Origin of the sequence: Caballeronia ptereochthonis (genome assembly GCF_001545075.1) — a bacterium.
Classification (GTDB): Bacteria; Pseudomonadota; Gammaproteobacteria; order Burkholderiales; family Burkholderiaceae; genus Caballeronia; species Caballeronia ptereochthonis.
This window is the reverse complement of record NZ_FCOB02000032.1, coordinates 29,711-47,561: the sequence shown is the minus strand read 5'-3', so window position 1 is coordinate 47,561 and position 17,851 is coordinate 29,711. Positions and strand designations below refer to the sequence as shown.

Sequence of the window (17,851 nt, the reverse complement as noted above, 5' to 3'; positions counted from 1 at the left end):
ATGAACATGTCGCGTCTTTTCATCGCCCGGCCCGTCGCGACGACGCTGCTCGCGATCGGCATCGCGCTCGCGGGCATGTTCGCGTTCGTGAGGCTGCCCGTCGCACCGCTGCCGCAAGTCGATTTCCCGACGATTTCCGTGCAGGCGCAGTTGCCGGGCGCAAGCCCGGAAACGGTCGCGACGAGCGTCGCGAGCCCGCTCGAGCGGCATCTGGGGACCATCGCCGACGTGAGCGAGATGACCTCGCAAAGCTCGGTCGGCACGACGCGCATCACCTTGCAGTTCGGCCTGAACCGCGACATCGACGGCGCCGCGCGCGACGTGCAGGCCGCGATCAACGCCGCGCGCGCCGACCTGCCCACATCGCTGCGCCAGAACCCGACCTACCACAAGGTCAACCCGGCCGATGCGCCGATTCTCGTGCTCGCGCTCTCCTCGCCCACGCGCACGGCGGGCTCGCTCTACGACTCCGCCGCGACCGTGCTGCAGCAGACGCTCTCTACCGTGCCGGGCGTCGGCGAAGTCGATGTGAGCGGCTCGGCGAATCCGGCCGTGCGCGTCGAGCTGGAGCCGGGTGCGCTCTTCCACTATGGCGTCGGGCTGGAGGACGTTCGTGCCGCGCTCGCCTCGGCGAACGCGAACAGCCCGAAAGGAGCGATCGAATTCAAGGGCAACCGCGTCCAGCTCTACACCAACGATCAGGCGAGCAAGGCCGCGCAGTACAAGGATCTGGTGGTCGCGTACCGCAACGGCGCGGCGGTGAAGCTCTCGGATGTCGGCGAAGTGGTCGATTCCGTCGAAGACCTGCGCAATCTCGGCCTCATCAACAACAAGCGCGCCGTGCTCGTGATTCTCTATCGCCAGCCGGGCGCGAACATCATCGAGACGATCGACCGCGTGAAGTCGATGCTGCCGCAACTGCAGGCCGCGCTGCCCGCCGACGTGCAGATCACGCCGACGGCCGACCGATCGACCACGATCCGCTCGTCGCTGCACGACACCGAGCTCACGCTCGTGGTCGCGGTGGCGCTCGTCGTGATGGTCGTGTTCCTGTTCCTGCGCAACTGGCGGGCGACACTGATACCGAGCGTCGCCGTGCCGATATCGATCATCGGCACGTTCGCGGCGATGTATCTGCTCGGCTTCTCGCTCGACAATCTCTCGCTGATGGCGCTCACTATCGCGACGGGCTTCGTCGTCGACGATGCGATCGTCGTGCTCGAGAACATCACGCGGCATGTGGAAAAAGGCGTGCCGCCCATGCAGGCCGCGATACTCGGCGCGCGCGAAGTCGGCTTCACGGTGCTGTCGATCAGCATCTCGCTCGTCGCCGTGTTCCTGCCCATTCTGCTGATGGGCGGCATCGTCGGACGGCTGTTCCGCGAGTTCGCGCTGACGCTGTCTCTGGCGATCGGCGTATCGCTCGTCGTCTCGCTGACCGTCACGCCGATGATGTGCTCGCGCCTTCTGCGGGAGCCGCACGACAAACGCGAGGAAGGCCGCGTCGCACGCTGGCTCGAGCGCCAGTTCCAGCGCATGCAGGCCGGCTACGCACGCACGCTCGGCTGGGCGCTCGCGCATCCGCGCACGATCATCCTGGTCCTCCTCGCGACCATCGGCCTGAACATCTATCTGTATGTGATCGTGCCGAAGGGCTTCTTCCCGCAGCAGGACACGGGGCGCATCGTCGGCGGCATTCAGGCTGACCAGAGCACGTCGTTCCAGGCGATGAAGATCAAGTTCGCCGAGATGATGAAGATCGTCGAGGCCGATCCGGCCGTCGACAGCGTCGCGGGCTTCACGGGCGGGCGCTCGACCAACTCGGGCTTCATGTTCATTTCGCTCAAGCCGAAGAGCGAGCGCAAGGTGTCCGCCGATCAGGTGATCAACCGGCTACGCAAGCCGCTCGCGGATGTCGCCGGCGCGCGCACGTTCCTGCAGGCGGTGCAGGACATTCGCGTGGGCGGCCGGCAGTCGAACGCGCAGTATCAGTTCACGCTGCTCTCGGACACGACTTCCGACCTGTACAAATGGGGGCCGATACTCACGGACGCGCTGCAGAAGCGCCCCGAGCTCGCCGACGTCAACTCCGACCAGCAGCAAGGCGGGCTGGAGGCGATGGTGACGATCGACCGCGCGACCGCCGCGCGCCTGAACATCAAGCCCGCGCAGATCGACAACACGCTGTACGACGCCTTCGGCCAGCGTCAGGTCTCGACCATCTACAACCCGCTGTCTCAGTACCACGTCGTGATGGAAGTCGCGCCGAAGTACTGGCAGGATCCCGAGATGCTCAAGCAGGTCTATGTCAGCACATCGGGCGGCACGGCGAGCGGCGCGGCGTCGACGCAATCGACCACCACCTCGGGAGCGACGACGACCGCCTCCGCCTCGGCCACCGGCTCGACCGGCGCGGGCGGCTCGTCCACGAGCAGCACGGACACCGCCGCCGCGCTCGCGCTCGCCGCCGTGAAGAACTCGGCGATCAATGCGATCGCGGCCAGCGGCAAGTCGAGCTCGTCGGCGGGTGCGGCGGTCTCGACGTCCAAGGAAACGATGGTGCCGCTCTCGGCCGTCGCGAAGTTCGGCCCGGGCAACACGCCGCTTTCGGTGAACCACCAGAGCCAGTTCGTCGCATCGACGATCTCGTTCAACCTGCCGCCTGGCAAGTCGCTCTCGGACGCGACCACCGCGATCTACGAGACGATGGCCGAGATCGGGATGCCGCAGACCATCCACGGCAGCTTCCAGGGCACGGCGCAGGCCTTTCAGCAATCGCTCAACGATCAGCCGGTGCTGATTCTCGCGGCGCTGGCGGCCGTCTATATCGTGCTCGGCATCCTGTACGAGAGCTACATCCATCCGATCACGATTCTCTCGACCCTGCCCTCCGCGGGCATCGGCGCGCTGCTCGCGCTGCTGCTGTTCCGCACGGAGTTCAGCATCATCGCGCTGATCGCGGTGATCCTGCTGATCGGCATCGTGAAGAAGAACGCGATCATGATGGTGGACTTCGCGATCGAGGCGACGCGCCACGGCGCGCAGACCCCGCGGGAAGCGATCCGCGAGGCGTGTCTGCTGCGCTTTCGCCCGATCATGATGACGACCGCCGCCGCGCTGCTCGGCGCGCTGCCGCTCGCTTTCGGCACCGGCGAAGGCTCGGAGATGCGCGCGCCGCTCGGCATCGCGATCGTCGGCGGCCTGATCGTGAGTCAGATGCTCACGCTCTATACGACACCCGTCGTGTATCTCTACATGGATCGCTTCCGCATCCGCGCGGAAGCCCGGCGTGCGCGCCGTCGAGGCGGCGCGCGTCCCGCGAACGCCGCCGAGTAGCCGCGCGCGGGAAAATGCTGCGGGCGCAAATGCGTCCCGCAGCAAGCCGCGGAAAAATCGCTTACTTTGTCTGATAGCGACTCACGGCGAAGGAGCGTCCCCGCATGAAAACGCTGAAGGTTCTGCTGATCGGCGCGCACGGCCGCACGGGACGTCTCATCGCGCGGCGCCTGCATGAAGAATCCCTCCCCTTTCGCGCAATGCTGCGCAAATCGGCGCACAAGAGCGAATTCGCGGCGATGGGCGCCGAAATCGTGCTCGGCGATCTGATCAACGACTTCTCCCACGCCTTCGACGACATCACGCATGTGATCTACACGGCCGGATCGGCGGAAACGGAAGGCGTGCACCAGGAGCGCGCGATCGACCGCGACGCCGTCATGCGCACCGCCGACTACGCGAAGCGCCGGCGCGTGCAGCAGCTCGTCGTGGTGAGCGCGCTATCGGCATTTCATCCGCAGAGGAACCCGCTCCCGCTGCGCCACTATTCACGGATGAAGCGCGAAGCCGACGAATACGTCGCGCAGCGCGGCGTGCCGTACGCGATTCTCAGGCCAGGGCCGCTCTCGGACGAGCCGGCGCACGGCGCGATCGGGCTTGCGAGCGAGCGCACGGAACACATGCCGGCGGTATCGCGCGAGGACGTTGCGCGCATCGTGGTGCGGTGCGTGACGCTCGGCATCAGCGACCGGATGATCGCGTTCGTCGGCGGCGACGAGCCGATCGACGCCGCGCTCGAGGCGTCAAGGCTCGAGCGCGTGGACGCCGCTCATCACGCCAGCCGTCACGCCGCGCCGACCAGCCGGTAGCCGACGCCCGTTTCCGTCACGATGTGCTCGGGCTGCGCGGGGTCGCGCTCGAGCTTCTGGCGCAGGTGCGCCATGTAGATGCGCAGATAGTGCGGGCTCTCGACATGCGACGGCCCCCACACCTCCACCAGCAATTGCCGATGCGTGAGCACGCGTCCCGCGTGACGCACGAGCGTCGACAGAAGCCGGTATTCGATCGGCGTGAGATGCACGTTCTCGCCGTGCTTCGTGACGCGGCGCAGCGCGAGATCGACGGCGACATCGCCGAAAGTCACGACGGGCGTCTCGCTCCCCGACGCCTGATTGCGCCGCCGCAGATGCGCGCGAATCCGCGCCATCAATTCGGAGACGCCGAAGGGCTTGGTCAGGTAATCGTCCGCGCCGGCATCGAGCGCGGCGACCTTCTCTTCTTCCTGCGTGCGCGCCGAGAGCACGATGACCGGCAGCTCGGTCCAGCCGCGCAGTTCGCGGATCACGTCGATGCCGTCCGTATCGGGCAGGCCGAGATCGACGATCACGAGATCGGGCTTGCGCGTCGCCGCTTCGACGAGACCCTTCTGCCCCGTTTCCGCCTCGTGGACCGTCATGCCCTGCGCTTCGAGCGACACGCGCACGAAGCGGCGTATCTGCTTTTCGTCCTCGATCAGGACCACGGTAAAGGACGGCTCGCTCATGTTTATATTGGGTCGTTATGGTGACGAACCGCCCGGCGGATCACGTCAAGGCAGAAGAATCGTCGAACCGGTCGTCTTGCGCGCTTCCAGGTCTTCATGCGCGCGCGCCGCATCGGAGAGCGGATAACGCTGGCGCACGTTCGTCTTCACCTTGCCCGACGACACGACTTCGAACAGCTCCGCCGCCATCGCATCGAGATCGCTGCGTTTGGCGATATAGCTGAAGAGCGTCGGCCGCGTGAAGTAGAGCGAGCCGCGTCCCGCGAGATCCGACGAATCGATCGGCGGCAGCGGCCCCGACGTATTGCCGAAGCTCACGAAGAGACCGAGCGGCGCGAGGCAATCGAGCGATGCGATGTACGTGTCCTTGCCGATCGAGTCGTAGACGACGGGCACGCCCGCGCCGTTGGTGATCTCGCGCACGCGCTGCGTGAAGTTCTCGCGCGTGTAGACGATCGGATAGTCGCAGCCGTGCGCCTTCGCGAGCTCGGCTTTCTCGTCCGAACCGACCGTGCCGATCACGGTCGCGCCGAGGGCCTTCGCCCACTGGCACGCGATCATGCCGACGCCGCCCGCCGCCGCGTGGATCAGCACGGTGTCGCCCGCCTTCACGCGATAGGTCCGGCGCAGCAGATACTGCGCGGTCAGCCCTTGCAGCATGATCGACGCGGCGTCTTCATAGCTGATCGAATCCGGCAGCCTGACGACGTAATCCGCCGACATCACGCGCTCCTCGGCATACGCGCCCGGCGGACGCGATGCATACGCCACGCGATCGCCCGGCTTGAACTGGGTGACGCCCTCGCCCACCGCCGTCACCTCGCCCGCGGCTTCCATGCCGAGCCCGCCGGGCAACGGCATCGGATAGAGGCCGGTGCGGAAATACACGTCGATGAAATTCAGCCCCACCGCGTGATGCTTCACGCGGATCTCGCCCTTGCGCGGCGCGCCCACGTCCACGTCGACCCACTTCATGACTTCGGGGCCGCCGGTCTTGTCGAATCGGATTGCCTTGCTCATCGCTCGTTCATCTCCTTGGTGTTTGCCCGCGCGCGTCAGGCATCGCGCTGAAAGCGCAGGCGCAGGTCGTCGAGAATCATGCGCGCCGTTGCGACGTTGGTCGCGCACGGGACGTTGTGCACGTCGCACGCGCGCACGAGCGCGTTGATGTCCGGCTCGTGCGGCTGCGGCGTCATCGGGTCGCGCAGGAAGATCACCACGTCCACGCGCCCTTCGGCCAGCTCCGCGCCGATCTGCAGGTCGCCGCCGTGCGGGCCGGAAAGCTTGCGCTCGACTTCCAGCCCGTGCGCCGCCGCGATGCGCCCGCCAGTCGTGCCCGTCGCGACGAGACTGCATTGCGCGAGCGTATCGACGAACTCGCCGGCCAGCGCGACGATGTCGTCCTTTTTCATGTCGTGCGCGATCAACGCGACGCGTGTGGTCATGTTCTCTCCCTCTCGTCGTTATTGTTTGTCAGTACGTGCCGGGGTAGGCGCCGCCGTCGATCAGCAGATTCTGCCCGGTGATGTAGCCCGCGTGCACGCTGCACAGGAAGGCGCAGGCGCTGCCGAACTCCTCCGACGTGCCGAAGCGTCCGGCAGGCAGGCTCTGCGCGCGGCGCGCGCGCACCTCCTCGATCGAGAGGTTCTGCGCCTTCGCCTGCGCTTCCATGGTCACGGCGATGCGGTCCGTGTCGAAGGTGCCCGGCAGCAGGTTGTTGATCGTGACGCCGGTCGCGGCGACCTTGCGCGCGACGCCCGCGACGAAGCCGGTCAGCCCCGAGCGCGCGCCGTTGGACAGGCCGAGGACGTCGATCGGCGCCTTCACCGACGAGCTCGTGATGTTCACGATGCGCCCGAAGCCGCGCTCGATCATGCCGTCGATGGTCGCCTTCATGAGCTCGATCGGCGTGAGCATGTTCGCTTCCAGCGCCTTGATCCACATCTCGTGCGTGAAGCTGCGGAAATCGCCCGGCGGCGGGCCGCCCGCGTTGTTGACGAGAATGTCCGGCGCGGGACACGCGGCGAGCGCGGCGGCGTGGCCCTCTGGCGTCGTGATGTCGCACGCGACCGCCTGCACGTTCACGCCGTATCGCGAGCGGATGCTCGCGGCCGTCGCCTCCAGCGTTTCCGCCGTGCGCGCGGTGATCACCAGGTTGACGCCTTCGGCGGCGAGCGCCTCCGCGCAGCCGCGTCCGAGCCCCTTGCTCGCTGCGCACACCAGTGCGGTGCGTCCCGCGATTCCCATATCCATCGTCCATCCTCCGTGATCGTTCGTGGTGTTCGTCCGGCGCGCGCATGACGGCGCGCGCGTTCTTCTGCCTCTCGCGCAATTCTAGAAGAATCGGGGCGGCAACGTCGGCGACCGCTCGCGGCGCGCCTCATGCGAATCTTCTTAGGTGCGGGCGGGCTTTTCGGTAAACTGTCGCCACTGTCCGCTCCGGCGCCGCCGTCGTTCCATCGCGCGCCGTTTGCCGAGCGCGAAAGGCAGCCCACCACACGAGCAGGACGCGCATCGCGCGCGAGACCCATGAAACAAGACAGCCGCTTTCCCAATCTCTTCATCCTCGATCACCCGCTGATCCAGCACAAGCTCACGCACATGCGCGACAAGGACACGTCCACGCGCACGTTCCGCGAACTGCTGCGGGAAATCACGCTGCTGATGGGCTACGAAATCACGCGCAACCTGCCGCTCACGACCAAGCGCGTGGAAACGCCGCTCCTCGAGATCGACGCGCCGGTCATCGCCGGCAAGAAGCTCGCGATCGTGCCCGTGCTGCGCGCGGGCATCGGCATGTCGGACGGCCTGCTCGATCTGGTTCCGTCGGCCCGCGTCGGGCATATCGGCGTGTATCGGGCGGAGGATCATCGCCCGGTCGAGTATCTCGTGCGCCTGCCGCCCGATCTGGAGGAGCGCGTCTTCATCCTGTGCGATCCGATGGTCGCGACGGGCTACTCGGCCGTGCACGCCGTCGATGTGATGAAGCGCCGCAAGGTGCACGGCGAGAACATCGTCTTCGTCGCGCTGGTCGCCGCGCCCGAAGGCGTGAAGGTGTTCCAGGACGCGCATCCGGACGTGAAGCTGTACGTCGCGTCGCTCGATTCGCATCTGAACGACCATGCGTATATCGTCCCCGGCCTGGGCGATGCGGGCGACCGTCTGTTCGGCACGAAGAACTGAGCGTCCGCCGGCTGTTTCTTCGACCGCCGCGCCGTCGCGCGGCGGTTTGCGTTTACATGCGCTTTTGCGTGAATTCACCCGGTTTGGCCGCGAATACGCCCGGTTTGCGCGACTTTTCCCGTCCGGATCCACGCGCGACGGTACTGGGAGCGCGTGCCGCCATGCTAAAATTTCGGTCTGTTCCTATTCGGGTTACGCCGGATCAGATCGAATCCCGGGCGAATCCAGCCGCCGCTCAAGAAGCAAGAACAGGCGCCACGCGCGAGCGCACGCGCACGATGGGCGGGCCGGACAGACACATTCAGCACGACAGCACACTAGGCGCACGGCACGAGCCCGCGCGCGATGGAGAAAGGTAATGGCGGGTCATTCGAAATGGGCCAACATCAAGCATAAGAAAGCAGCGGCCGACGCGAAGAAGGGCAAGGTCTGGACGCGCCTCATCAAGGAAATCCAGGTCGCGGCGCGCATGGGTGGCGGCGAAGCCGATTCGAACCCGCGCCTGCGTCTGGCCGTCGACAAGGCCTACGACGCCAACATGCCGAAGGACAACATCAACCGCGCGATCCAGCGCGGCGTCGGCGGCGTCGACGGCGCGAACTACGAGGAAATCCGCTACGAAGGCTACGGCATCGGCGGCGCGGCGATCATCGTCGACACGATGACGGACAGCCGCACCCGTACCGTCGCGGAAGTGCGCCACGCATTCTCGAAGTTCGGCGGCAACATGGGCACGGACGGCTCGGTGTCGTTCATGTTCGATCACGTCGGCCAGTTCCTGTTCGCGCCGGGCACGCCGGAAGACAAGCTGATGGACGCGGCGCTCGAAGCCGGCGCCGACGACGTCGTGACGAACGAGGACGGCAGCATCGAAGTGGTCTGCCCGCCCAACGACTTTCAAAAGGTGAAGGACGCGCTCGAAGCCGCCGGCTTCAAGGCGGAACTCGCCGAAGTGACGATGAAACCGCAGACGGAAGTCGAATTCAGCGGCGACGACGCGGTGAAGATGCAAAAACTGCTCGACGCGCTCGAAAATCTCGACGACGTGCAGGAAGTCTATACGAACGCCGCGATCAACGAAGACTGAGCTTCGGATCGCCACGGGACGCGGCGGCGGCTTCCGGCGCCGCCGCGTCCTCGCATGGAACGTCTTTCGCTTCGGTCCGGATGCCGGAGCAGTGCCGCTGAATCGACGCGGCGCCGCATCACTCGAGGAAGGCGCGTGACGCAGCCGATGTCGGCGCGAGCCGCCTAAGACGTCATGACCGCCGTCATGCGTGCGCCTCGGGCGTGATGTGCCCGCCGTTTTTTCTCAAGCCGCTTTTAGTCAGGATTTCGGGGATTCAAATGAAGTTACTCGTCGTCGGTTCCGGCGGTCGCGAACATGCGCTCGCATGGAAGCTCGCGCAATCTCCGCGCGTGCAGATCGTCTATGTGGCGCCGGGCAACGGCGGCACCGCGCAGGACGAGCGCCTGCGCAACGTCGACATCACGGACCCGGCGGAACTCGCCGATTTCGTCGAGAAAGAGCACGTCGCGTTCACGCTCGTCGGTCCGGAGCAGCCGCTCGCGGCGGGCATCGTCAATCTGTTCCGCTCGCGCGGCCTGAAGATCTTCGGGCCGAGCCGGGAAGCCGCGCAGCTCGAGAGCTCGAAGGACTTCGCCAAGGCGTTCATGAAGCGCCACAACATCCCGACGGCCGAGTACGAAACCTTTTCCGACATCGCCGCCGCGCACGCCTACGTCGACGCGAAGGGCGCGCCGATCGTCATCAAGGCGGACGGGCTCGCGGCCGGCAAGGGCGTCGTCGTCGCGATGACGGCCGAGGAAGCGCACGCCGCCGTCGATTCCATGCTTGCCGACAACAAGCTCGGCGATGCGGGCGCGCGCGTCGTGATCGAGGAATTCCTCGCGGGCGAGGAAGCCAGCTTCATCGTGATGGTCGACGGCAAGAACGTGCTGGCGCTCGCCTCCAGCCAGGACCACAAGCGCCTGCTCGACGGCGACCGCGGCCCGAATACCGGCGGCATGGGCGCGTACTCGCCCGCGCCGATCGTCACGCCGCAACTGCATGCGCGCGTGATGCGCGAGATCATCCAGCCGACCGTGCGCGGCATGGAAAGCGAAGGCATCCGCTACACGGGCTTCCTCTACGCGGGCCTGATGATCGACGCGAACGGCAATCCGAAGACGCTCGAATTCAACTGCCGCATGGGCGACCCCGAGACGCAGCCGATCATGGCGCGTCTGAAGGGCGATTTCTCGAAGGTCGTGGAGACGGCGATCGACGGCAAGCTCGATACCGTGGAACTCGAATGGGACCGTCGCACGGCGCTCGGCGTCGTGCTCGCGGCGCACAATTATCCGGACACGCCGCGCAAGGGCGACCGCATCAACGGCATTCCGGCGGAAACCGAGCAGGCGGTAACGTTCCACGCGGGCACGACTCTCGCCGACGGCAAGCTCACGACCTCCGGCGGGCGCGTGCTGTGCGTGGTCGGATTGGCGGATTCCGTGCGCGGCGCGCAATCCGTGGTCTACGATACAGTGAATCAGATCTCGTTCGACGGCATGCAGTACCGCCGGGACATCGGCTACCGGGCCGTGAACCGCAAGTCCTCGGGCGACAAGCACTAGGCAAGGCAACGCGCGGCCCTGGCCCCCCGAGCACCCGCGCTGCCGGACCTCGTGTCCGGCAGCGTGCTTTGGAGCGTTTCGAAACAAAGGGTTTACCCCGCCCATTCATGGCCGCCGACGCGGCGTATTGCATCAATCGATGAGTGAACCGAACCGCAGCGCGGAACCACGCAAAGAACACGACGCCTCCCACGATATCGAGGCCGTCCGCGACTATCTGACGGGGCTGCAGACGCGCATCGCCGATGCGCTCGGCGCCTTCGACGGCACGGCCTTCGCCACCGACGCCTGGACCCGCGAGCCCGGCGCGCATCTGCGCGGCGGCGGCGTCACGCGCATCCTGGAAGGCGGCGGCTTCTTCGAGCGCGCCGGCATCGGCTTTTCGGACGTGCAGGGCGATGCGCTGCCGCCGTCCGCGAGCGCGGCGCGCCCGCAGCTCGCGGGACGCGGCTTCGAGGCGCTGGGCGTGTCCCTCGTGATGCATCCGCGCAATCCGCACTGCCCGACCGTGCACATGAACGTGCGCATGCTCACGGCGACGAAGGAAGGCGAAGCGCCGGTCTTCTGGTTCGGCGGCGGCATGGATCTCACGCCGATCTACGGCTACGAGGAAGACGCGCGGCACTTCCACCAGGTCTGCCGCGACGCGCTCGATCCGTTCGGCGCCCAGCTGTATCCGCGCTTCAAGACCTGGTGCGACGAGTATTTCCATCTGAAGCACCGCAACGAGCAGCGCGGCATCGGCGGCATTTTCTTCGACGATTTCTCCGAGCCCGGCTTCGAGCGTTCCTTCGCGATGGTGAAAAGCGTCGGCGACGCGTTCCTGAAGGCGTATCTGCCGATCATCGAGCGCCGCCGCGACACGCCGTACACCGAGCGCGAGCGCGAGTTCCAGGCGTACCGGCGCGGCCGCTATGTCGAGTTCAATCTCGTATTCGACCGCGGCACGCACTTCGGCCTGCAAAGCGGCGGGCGCACCGAGTCGATTCTCATGTCGATGCCGCCCGTCGCGAACTGGCGCTACGACTGGACGCCCGAGCCCGGCACGCCCGAGGCGCGGCTCTACTCCGACTTCCTGGTGCGGCGGGAATGGCTGTGACCACGACGGCCACGGCCAGCACGCCCTGTGCGAAGCGCGTCGGCCTGCTCGGCGGCACCTTCGATCCGATTCATAACGGACATCTGGCACTCGCGCGGCGCTTCGCCGAACTGCTGCAACTGACCGAGCTGGTGCTGTTGCCGGCAGGCCAGCCCTGGCAGAAGGAAGGCGTGTCGGCACCCGGCCACCGGCTGGCGATGACGCGCGCGGCGGCGGCGTCGCTCACGCTCGACGGCGTGCAGATCACCGTCGCCACCGACGAAATCGACCGCCTGGGCGACACCTATACCGTCGACACGCTCGCTCACTGGCGCGAACGCGAAGGCGCGGACGCGTCGATCGCGCTGCTGATGGGCGCGGATCAGCTCGTCAAGCTCAATTCGTGGCATCGGTGGAAGGAGCTCTTCGACTACGCCCACATCTGCGTGGAAACGCGCGCGGGCTTCGATGTGGCGACCCTGCCAGGCGAAGTCGCGGCCGAACTCGACAAGCGCCGCGCCTCGGCCGAAACGCTGCGCGCGAGTCCGCACGGGCACATGCTCATCGACGAAATGCTGCTGCTGGACGTATCCGCCACGGCGATCCGCGAGGAAGCGCGCACGATGGCGGGCAGGCACGATGCCCGCGCTCAGGTCCCGCCAGCCGTATGGGACTATATTGTTCAACATCACCTGTACCGGAAACGGTAAAGACACGGTAACCATGGAAATTCAGAAGCTTCAACGCGCGATCATCGACGGTCTGGAAGACGTCAAGGCGCAAGACATCAAGGTGTTCAACACGACCCACCTGACGTCGCTGTTCGACCGCGTGGTCGTGGCGAGCGGCACGTCGAACCGGCAGACCAAGGCGCTCGCCAACAGCGTGCGCGAGAAGGTCAAGGAAGCGGGTGGCGACATCATCAGCACGGAAGGCGAAGAGATCGGCGAATGGGTGCTGGTCGATTGCGGCGACGCGGTCGTGCACATCCTGCAGCCGGCGCTGCGCCAGTACTACAACCTCGAGGAAGTCTGGGGCGACAAGCCCGTGCGCGTGAAGCTGCAGAAGCCGAACATGTTCGGCGGCGCGAGCGTTTCCGCCGACGATGACGAGGACGAAGAAGCCGCGCCCGTCGTCAAACGTCCCGCGCGCAAGACCGCGCGCAAGCAGGCGTGACGTAACCTCGTTTCATGAAGCTGGTCATCCTCGCCGTCGGACACAAGATGCCCGACTGGATCACGAATGGCTTCGAGGAGTATGCAAAGCGCATGCCGCCCGTACTGCGCATCGAGCTCAAGGAGATCAAGCCTGAGCAACGATCATCGGGACGCAACGCCGAGAGCGTGATGGCTGCCGAGAAGCAGCGCATCGAAGCCGCCTTGCCGAAGAACGCGCGCGTGGTCGCCCTCGACGAACGCGGCCGCGACTGGACCACGATGCAGCTCGCGAGCGCCCTGCCCGGCTGGCAGCAGGATGGGCGCGATGTCGCGTTCGTGATCGGCGGCGCAGACGGGCTCGCGCCGGAAGTGAAAGCGCGCGCCGAACTGATGCTGCGCGTGTCGAGCCTGACGCTGCCGCACGGCATGGTGCGCGTGCTGCTCGCCGAACAGCTTTACCGCGCGTGGAGCATCACGCAGAATCATCCCTATCATCGCGCGTGAGGCTTTCCGATAGCTGGACATCGAAGGCCGTGCATGATCGGACGCGCGACTTCGAATCCAACTTGACGATGCTCACTTATCCCTTCGTTTATCTCGCCTCTCAAAGCCCCCGCCGCCAGGAGCTCCTGCGTCAACTCGGCGCGCAATACGAGCTCCTTCTGCCCCGTCCCGACGAAGATGCCGAAGCGCTCGAAGCCGAGCTGCCAGGCGAAGCCGCCGATGCGTACGTTCAGCGCGTCTGCGTGCTGAAGGCGAATGCGGCGCGCGCACGGCTGCTTGCGGGCGGCCACCGCGCCGCGCCGGTTCTCGTCGCGGACACGACCGTGACCATCGACAGCCTGATTCTCGGCAAGCCGATCCATGAGGAAGATGCCGTCGCGATGCTCGAGCGCCTCGTCGGCCGCGAGCACGAAGTGCTGACGGCGATCGCCGTCGTCGCGGCGGACGGCGCGCTGCTCGAACCCGCGCTCTCGCGCTCGACGGTGCGCTTCGCGTCGGTGGATCGTGCTGCGCTGCGGCGCTACGCCGCCACCGGCGAGCCGCTCGGCAAGGCCGGCGCGTACGGCATCCAAGGCCGCGCGGCCGAGTTCATCGAGCGAATCGACGGGTCCTATTCGGGTATCATGGGTCTGCCCCTTTTCGAAACCGCAGCTCTCTTGCGCGTGGCGCGCGTCGAATTCTAAACAGGCCATGAACGAAGAAATCCTGATCAACGTCACACCGCAGGAAACCCGCGTCGCACTGGTTCAGCAAGGCGCTGTTCAGGAGCTTCACGTCGAGCGCACGCTCTCGCGCGGGCGCGTCGGCAATGTCTATCTCGGCCGTGTCGTGCGCGTCCTGCCGGGCATGCAGTCCGCGTTCATCGATATCGGCCTCGAGCGCGCGGCGTTTCTTCATGTCGCCGATATCTGGCATCCGCGCATCGCGGGCGAACCGCATTCGGCGACGCCGCATGTGCCCATCGAGAAGATCGTCTTCGAAGGTCAATCGCTGATGGTGCAGGTCGTGAAGGACCCGATCGGCACGAAGGGCGCGCGGCTGTCGACGCAGGTGAGCATCGCGGGGCGCACGCTCGTCTATCTGCCGCAGGAGCCGCATATCGGCATCTCGCAGAAGATCGAGAGCGAAGCGGAGCGCGAGGCCGTGCGCGCGCGTCTGACCGCCGTCTTGCCCGCGGACGAGAAGGGCGGCTATATCGTGCGGACCATCGCCGAGGACGCGACCAGCGAAGAACTTGCGGCGGACGTCGCGTACCTGCGCAAGACCTGGGCGACCATCGTGGCTCAGGCGCAGCGCGTGCCGCCCACTACCCTGCTCTATCAGGATCTGAACCTCGCGCAGCGCGTGCTGCGAGACTTCGTCAACGACGAGACCACGCGCATCCAGGTGGATTCGCGCGAGACGTATCAGATGCTTGCCGACTTCGCGGCGGAGTTCACGCCGGCGGTGGCTTCACGACTGCATCACTACACCGGCGAGCGGCCGCTTTTCGATCTGTACAACATCGAGGCGGAGATTCAGCGGGCGCTGTCGAGGCGCGTCGATCTCAAGTCGGGCGGCTATCTGATGATCGACCAGACCGAGGCGATGACGACCATCGACGTCAATACGGGCGGCTATGTCGGCGCGCGCAATTTCGACGATACGATCTTCAAGACCAATCTCGAAGCGGCGCATACGATCGCGCGGCAACTGCGGTTGCGGAACCTGGGCGGGATCATCATCATCGATTTCATCGACATGGAGAATGTCGAGCATCGGGATCAGGTTCTGGGGGAGTTGAAGAAGGCGTTGTCGCGCGATCGCACGCGGGTGACGGTCAATGGGTTCTCGCAGTTGGGACTCGTGGAGATGACGAGGAAGCGCACGCGGGAATCTCTGGCTCATGTGTTGTGCGAGCCTTGTCCTGTTTGTCAGGGCAAGGGGCAGGTCAAGACGCCGCGCACCGTGTGCTATGACGTGCTGCGCGAGATCATGCGCGAGTCACGACAGTTCAATCCCAGGGAGTTTCGCGTCGTGGCTTCGCAGCAGGTCATCGATCTGTTTCTCGAGGAAGAGTCGCAGCATCTCGCCATGCTGATGGACTTCATCGGCAAGCCGGTTTCGTTGCAGGTTGAGAGCAATCTCAGTCAGGAGCAGTATGACATCGTGTTGATGTAGGGATCGGACTCGGCTGCGAACAATAGAACGTGCACCCAGTTTCGTTCGGAATCCGACATATTGGCCGGAGCCGCGCTGAAATCGAGAAATCCGGCTCGCAGCATCGATATTCCTCTGGCCGTCAAGGCGGCGAACGACCGCCTGTTCTATATCGAACCCATCGCGCTCGGCGCGGGCAGCAAGATAGACTGGGACCGCGTCCATCAAGTCTACGGAAAGTTCGCGGACGTCAAGCAGGTGGATGAAGTCGCCCATCGACTCGTGGTGTCGAAGAAGGCGCCAGCGACATCGAATTCGGGCGCGCAGCGACTCTCTCGCCCAAACCGCCGAAGTCACGGGCTATCGCGACTTCGGCAGCTGGGCCGAAAGAGCGTTCGCCGGCTGAGAACGAATCGGGCCGATGGCATCCGGCCCGAAGGTCAGGACAGGTGAAAGGGGCCTAGCCTCCTCACGCCGCCTGCTGCTGATACTGAATCCGATGCAGATGCGCATACAACCCATCCTTGCGCAGCAGCTCCGCATGACTCCCCTGCTCGGCAATGCGCCCCGCCTCCATGACCAGGATGCGGTCCGCGCGCTCGATGGTCGAGAGCCGGTGCGCGATGACGAGCGTCGTGCGTCCCTTCATCAGCGTCTCGAGCGCCGACTGCACATGCCGCTCCGACTCCGAATCCAGCGCCGACGTGGCTTCGTCGAGAATCAGAATCGGCGCGTCCTTATAGATCGCGCGAGCGATCGCCAGCCGCTGACGCTGGCCGCCTGACAATCGCATGCCATTGCCGCCGATTAGCGTATCAATGCCGTCCGGCAACGTAGCCACCACATCCGCGAGATTCGCCGCCGTGAGCGCCGACATCACGCGCGCGCGATCCGGCGTCTGCCCATACGCGACGTTCGCGGCAATCGTATCGTTGAAGAGCACGACGTCCTGGCTGACCATCGCGAGTTGACCGCGCAGATCGTGCAGGTCGTATTCCGTGAGCGGCACGCCGTCGACCAGCACCTGGCCGCCGCGCGGATCGAAGAACCGCGGCAGCAGATTCACGAGCGTGGTCTTGCCGCTGCCCGACGGTCCCGCGAGCGCGACCATCTCGCCCGGCGCGACCTTGAAGGACACGCGATCGAGCGTCGGCCGATCGACCGAGCCGTAGGTGAACATCACGTCGCGGAACTCGACTTCGCCGCGCGCGCGTTCGAGACGCCGCCCTCCGCCCTCGGGCTCGGCGGGCTCGTCGATCAGCCCGAAGATGAGTTCCGCCGCGGTCATGCCGCGCTGCAAGGGCTGGTTGATGTCGATCAGATGCTTCAACGGCGAAATGACGAGCAGCATCGACGTGACGAACGCGACGAAGCCGCCGACCGTCGTCTGGTCGTTCGCCGACTGCACGACCGCGATCGTGATGACGATCGCGAGCGCGATCGACGCGAGAAACTGCGTGAGCGGCTGCGCCAGGCCGCCCGACACCTGCATGCGCATCGCGTAGCCGCGCAGACGGTGGCTCATCTCCGTGAAGCGCCCCATCTCATACGGCTCGCCGTTATGCACCTTCACGACCTTGTAGCCGCCGACCGTCTCCTCGACGATATAGGACAGCTCGTTGGTGAGCGTCTGATGCTCGCGGTTCAGGCGGCGCAGGCGCCGGTTGATCTTGCTGACGAGCCAGCCGATCGCCGGAAGAATCACCGCGACGATCAGCGTGAGCCGCCAGTTGAGGATGAACAGATAGCCGAGCAGGAACACGACCGTGAGCGAATCGCGCACGAGCGTGACGACGACGCTCGAAAGCACGCTCAGAATCTGGTTCACCTCGAAGACGATCGCGTTGATGACCGTGCTCGCCGTCTCGCGCTGGAAGAACCCGGCGCTCGTGTGGATCATGCGCTGGAACATCTCGAGCCGCAGTTGCAGCAGGATCTTGTTCGTCACGTACGAGAGAAAATAGCCCGACGCATACTGCGCCGCGCCGCGCACGAGCGCGAGCCCGATGACGGCGGCCGGCACCAGCCATTTCGCATGATCGCTGCTCTTCGAGCCGAAGCCGTGGTCGAGCAGCGGCTTGAGCAGCATCGGAATGCCGGCTTCGCTCGCGGCGACGATTCCCATCGTCAACAGGCCGAGGAGCACCATGCCCATCAGCGGGCGAATGTACGGCCATAGCCGCTTCATGACAGCCGTCGGCGACGAGCTTTCCGTGCCGCCTATCGGCTTGCGCAAACCTGCTTCCTTGTTCAAGAGCGTATCTCCACTTCGCCCGGCGCTGGACTCGCTCGTCGCGCGGCGTTTGTTGGTATCGTCGTCAGCCGGGCGGATCG

At 65.7% G+C, this 17,851-nt stretch carries 17 protein-coding genes; 12 read left to right on the top strand and 5 right to left on the bottom strand.

Annotated features, from left to right (window positions below):
• Positions 1-3,336 (top strand): efflux RND transporter permease subunit, encoded by a 3,336-nt coding sequence (locus tag AWB83_RS28010; RefSeq protein ID WP_087048878.1) that lies wholly within the window; start codon positions 1-3, stop codon positions 3,334-3,336.
• 104 nt (positions 3,337-3,440) lie between these two features.
• Positions 3,441-4,145, top strand: a complete 705-nt coding sequence (locus AWB83_RS28005; RefSeq protein WP_087048877.1) for an SDR family oxidoreductase — start codon at positions 3,441-3,443, stop codon at positions 4,143-4,145.
• Here AWB83_RS28005 and kdpE read toward each other — a convergent pair.
• From kdpE to AWB83_RS27985, 4 genes are read right to left on the bottom strand one after another with little or no spacing between them, the layout of a single operon-like run.
• A complete protein-coding gene (gene kdpE / locus AWB83_RS28000; protein ID WP_087048876.1) occupies positions 4,121-4,819 on the bottom strand; it encodes a two-component system response regulator KdpE in 699 nt (232 codons plus the stop codon). The genes AWB83_RS28005 and kdpE overlap by 25 nt on opposite strands.
• A gap of 45 nt (positions 4,820-4,864) precedes the next feature.
• On the bottom strand, positions 4,865-5,839 hold the full coding sequence (locus AWB83_RS27995; protein WP_087048875.1) for a quinone oxidoreductase family protein: 975 nt from the start codon (positions 5,837-5,839) through the stop codon (positions 4,865-4,867).
• 35 nt (positions 5,840-5,874) lie between these two features.
• On the bottom strand, positions 5,875-6,264 hold the full coding sequence (locus AWB83_RS27990) for a methylglyoxal synthase (protein WP_087048874.1): 390 nt from the start codon (positions 6,262-6,264) through the stop codon (positions 5,875-5,877).
• Positions 6,265-6,292: 28 nt separating this feature from the next.
• On the bottom strand, positions 6,293-7,072 hold the full coding sequence (locus AWB83_RS27985; protein WP_087048873.1) for an SDR family oxidoreductase: 780 nt from the start codon (positions 7,070-7,072) through the stop codon (positions 6,293-6,295).
• Positions 7,073-7,348: 276 nt separating this feature from the next.
• Here AWB83_RS27985 and upp point away from each other — a divergent pair, with 276 nt between their 5' ends.
• From upp to AWB83_RS27935, 10 genes are all read left to right on the top strand, one after another.
• Positions 7,349-8,002, top strand: coding sequence for a uracil phosphoribosyltransferase (gene upp, locus AWB83_RS27980; RefSeq protein ID WP_087048872.1), 654 nt, complete (start codon positions 7,349-7,351; stop codon positions 8,000-8,002).
• 358 nt (positions 8,003-8,360) lie between these two features.
• Positions 8,361-9,089 carry a YebC/PmpR family DNA-binding transcriptional regulator gene (locus tag AWB83_RS27975; RefSeq protein WP_087048871.1) on the top strand — a complete coding sequence of 243 codons (729 nt, stop codon included), beginning with the start codon at positions 8,361-8,363 and terminating at the stop codon, positions 9,087-9,089.
• A 260-nt stretch (positions 9,090-9,349) separates the two neighbouring features.
• Entirely contained in the window at positions 9,350-10,639 is a 1,290-nt protein-coding gene (gene purD, locus AWB83_RS27970) for a phosphoribosylamine--glycine ligase (RefSeq protein WP_087048870.1), read from the top strand.
• Positions 10,640-10,778: 139 nt separating this feature from the next.
• On the top strand, positions 10,779-11,738 hold the full coding sequence (gene hemF / locus AWB83_RS27965) for an oxygen-dependent coproporphyrinogen oxidase (protein ID WP_087048869.1): 960 nt from the start codon (positions 10,779-10,781) through the stop codon (positions 11,736-11,738).
• On the top strand, positions 11,729-12,427 hold the full coding sequence (locus tag AWB83_RS27960) for a nicotinate-nucleotide adenylyltransferase (protein WP_087048868.1): 699 nt from the start codon (positions 11,729-11,731) through the stop codon (positions 12,425-12,427). The genes hemF and AWB83_RS27960 overlap by 10 nt, the downstream gene beginning before the upstream one ends.
• A gap of 13 nt (positions 12,428-12,440) precedes the next feature.
• Positions 12,441-12,893 (top strand): ribosome silencing factor, encoded by a 453-nt coding sequence (gene rsfS / locus AWB83_RS27955; RefSeq protein ID WP_087048867.1) that lies wholly within the window; start codon positions 12,441-12,443, stop codon positions 12,891-12,893.
• 14 nt (positions 12,894-12,907) lie between these two features.
• Positions 12,908-13,378, top strand: a complete 471-nt coding sequence (rlmH, locus tag AWB83_RS27950) for a 23S rRNA (pseudouridine(1915)-N(3))-methyltransferase RlmH (protein ID WP_087048866.1) — start codon at positions 12,908-12,910, stop codon at positions 13,376-13,378.
• Between the two features lie 68 nt (positions 13,379-13,446).
• Complete coding sequence (locus tag AWB83_RS27945) at positions 13,447-14,061, top strand: Maf family protein (RefSeq protein WP_087048909.1); 615 nt, start codon at positions 13,447-13,449, stop codon at positions 14,059-14,061.
• A 7-nt stretch (positions 14,062-14,068) separates the two neighbouring features.
• Positions 14,069-15,538 (top strand): ribonuclease G, encoded by a 1,470-nt coding sequence (gene rng, locus AWB83_RS27940; protein ID WP_087048865.1) that lies wholly within the window; start codon positions 14,069-14,071, stop codon positions 15,536-15,538.
• A 60-nt stretch (positions 15,539-15,598) separates the two neighbouring features.
• Positions 15,599-15,970 (top strand): hypothetical protein, encoded by a 372-nt coding sequence (locus AWB83_RS27935; protein ID WP_087048864.1) that lies wholly within the window; start codon positions 15,599-15,601, stop codon positions 15,968-15,970.
• 16 nt (positions 15,971-15,986) lie between these two features.
• Here AWB83_RS27935 and msbA read toward each other — a convergent pair whose 3' ends face one another.
• Positions 15,987-17,705, bottom strand: a complete 1,719-nt coding sequence (msbA, locus tag AWB83_RS27930; RefSeq protein ID WP_244197918.1) for a lipid A export permease/ATP-binding protein MsbA — start codon at positions 17,703-17,705, stop codon at positions 15,987-15,989.
• Positions 17,706-17,851 lie beyond the last annotated feature (146 nt).

Bases quoted from the DNA above. Each gene is read 5' to 3' on its own strand.
- AWB83_RS28010 (WP_087048878.1), top strand. From the start codon at position 1: ATGAACATGTCGCGTCTTTTCATCGCCCGGCCCGTCGCGACGACGCTG.
- AWB83_RS28005 (WP_087048877.1), top strand. From the start codon at position 3,441: ATGAAAACGCTGAAGGTTCTGCTGATCGGCGCGCACGGCCGCACGGGA.
- kdpE (WP_087048876.1), bottom strand. From the start codon at position 4,819: ATGAGCGAGCCGTCCTTTACCGTGGTCCTGATCGAGGACGAAAAGCAG.
- AWB83_RS27995 (WP_087048875.1), bottom strand. From the start codon at position 5,839: ATGAGCAAGGCAATCCGATTCGACAAGACCGGCGGCCCCGAAGTCATG.
- AWB83_RS27990 (WP_087048874.1), bottom strand. From the start codon at position 6,264: ATGACCACACGCGTCGCGTTGATCGCGCACGACATGAAAAAGGACGAC.
- AWB83_RS27985 (WP_087048873.1), bottom strand. From the start codon at position 7,072: ATGGATATGGGAATCGCGGGACGCACCGCACTGGTGTGCGCAGCGAGC.
- upp (WP_087048872.1), top strand. From the start codon at position 7,349: ATGAAACAAGACAGCCGCTTTCCCAATCTCTTCATCCTCGATCACCCG.
- AWB83_RS27975 (WP_087048871.1), top strand. From the start codon at position 8,361: ATGGCGGGTCATTCGAAATGGGCCAACATCAAGCATAAGAAAGCAGCG.
- purD (WP_087048870.1), top strand. From the start codon at position 9,350: ATGAAGTTACTCGTCGTCGGTTCCGGCGGTCGCGAACATGCGCTCGCA.
- hemF (WP_087048869.1), top strand. From the start codon at position 10,779: ATGAGTGAACCGAACCGCAGCGCGGAACCACGCAAAGAACACGACGCC.
- AWB83_RS27960 (WP_087048868.1), top strand. From the start codon at position 11,729: ATGGCTGTGACCACGACGGCCACGGCCAGCACGCCCTGTGCGAAGCGC.
- rsfS (WP_087048867.1), top strand. From the start codon at position 12,441: ATGGAAATTCAGAAGCTTCAACGCGCGATCATCGACGGTCTGGAAGAC.
- rlmH (WP_087048866.1), top strand. From the start codon at position 12,908: ATGAAGCTGGTCATCCTCGCCGTCGGACACAAGATGCCCGACTGGATC.
- AWB83_RS27945 (WP_087048909.1), top strand. From the start codon at position 13,447: ATGCTCACTTATCCCTTCGTTTATCTCGCCTCTCAAAGCCCCCGCCGC.
- rng (WP_087048865.1), top strand. From the start codon at position 14,069: ATGAACGAAGAAATCCTGATCAACGTCACACCGCAGGAAACCCGCGTC.
- msbA (WP_244197918.1), bottom strand. From the start codon at position 17,705: ATGAAGCGGCTATGGCCGTACATTCGCCCGCTGATGGGCATGGTGCTC.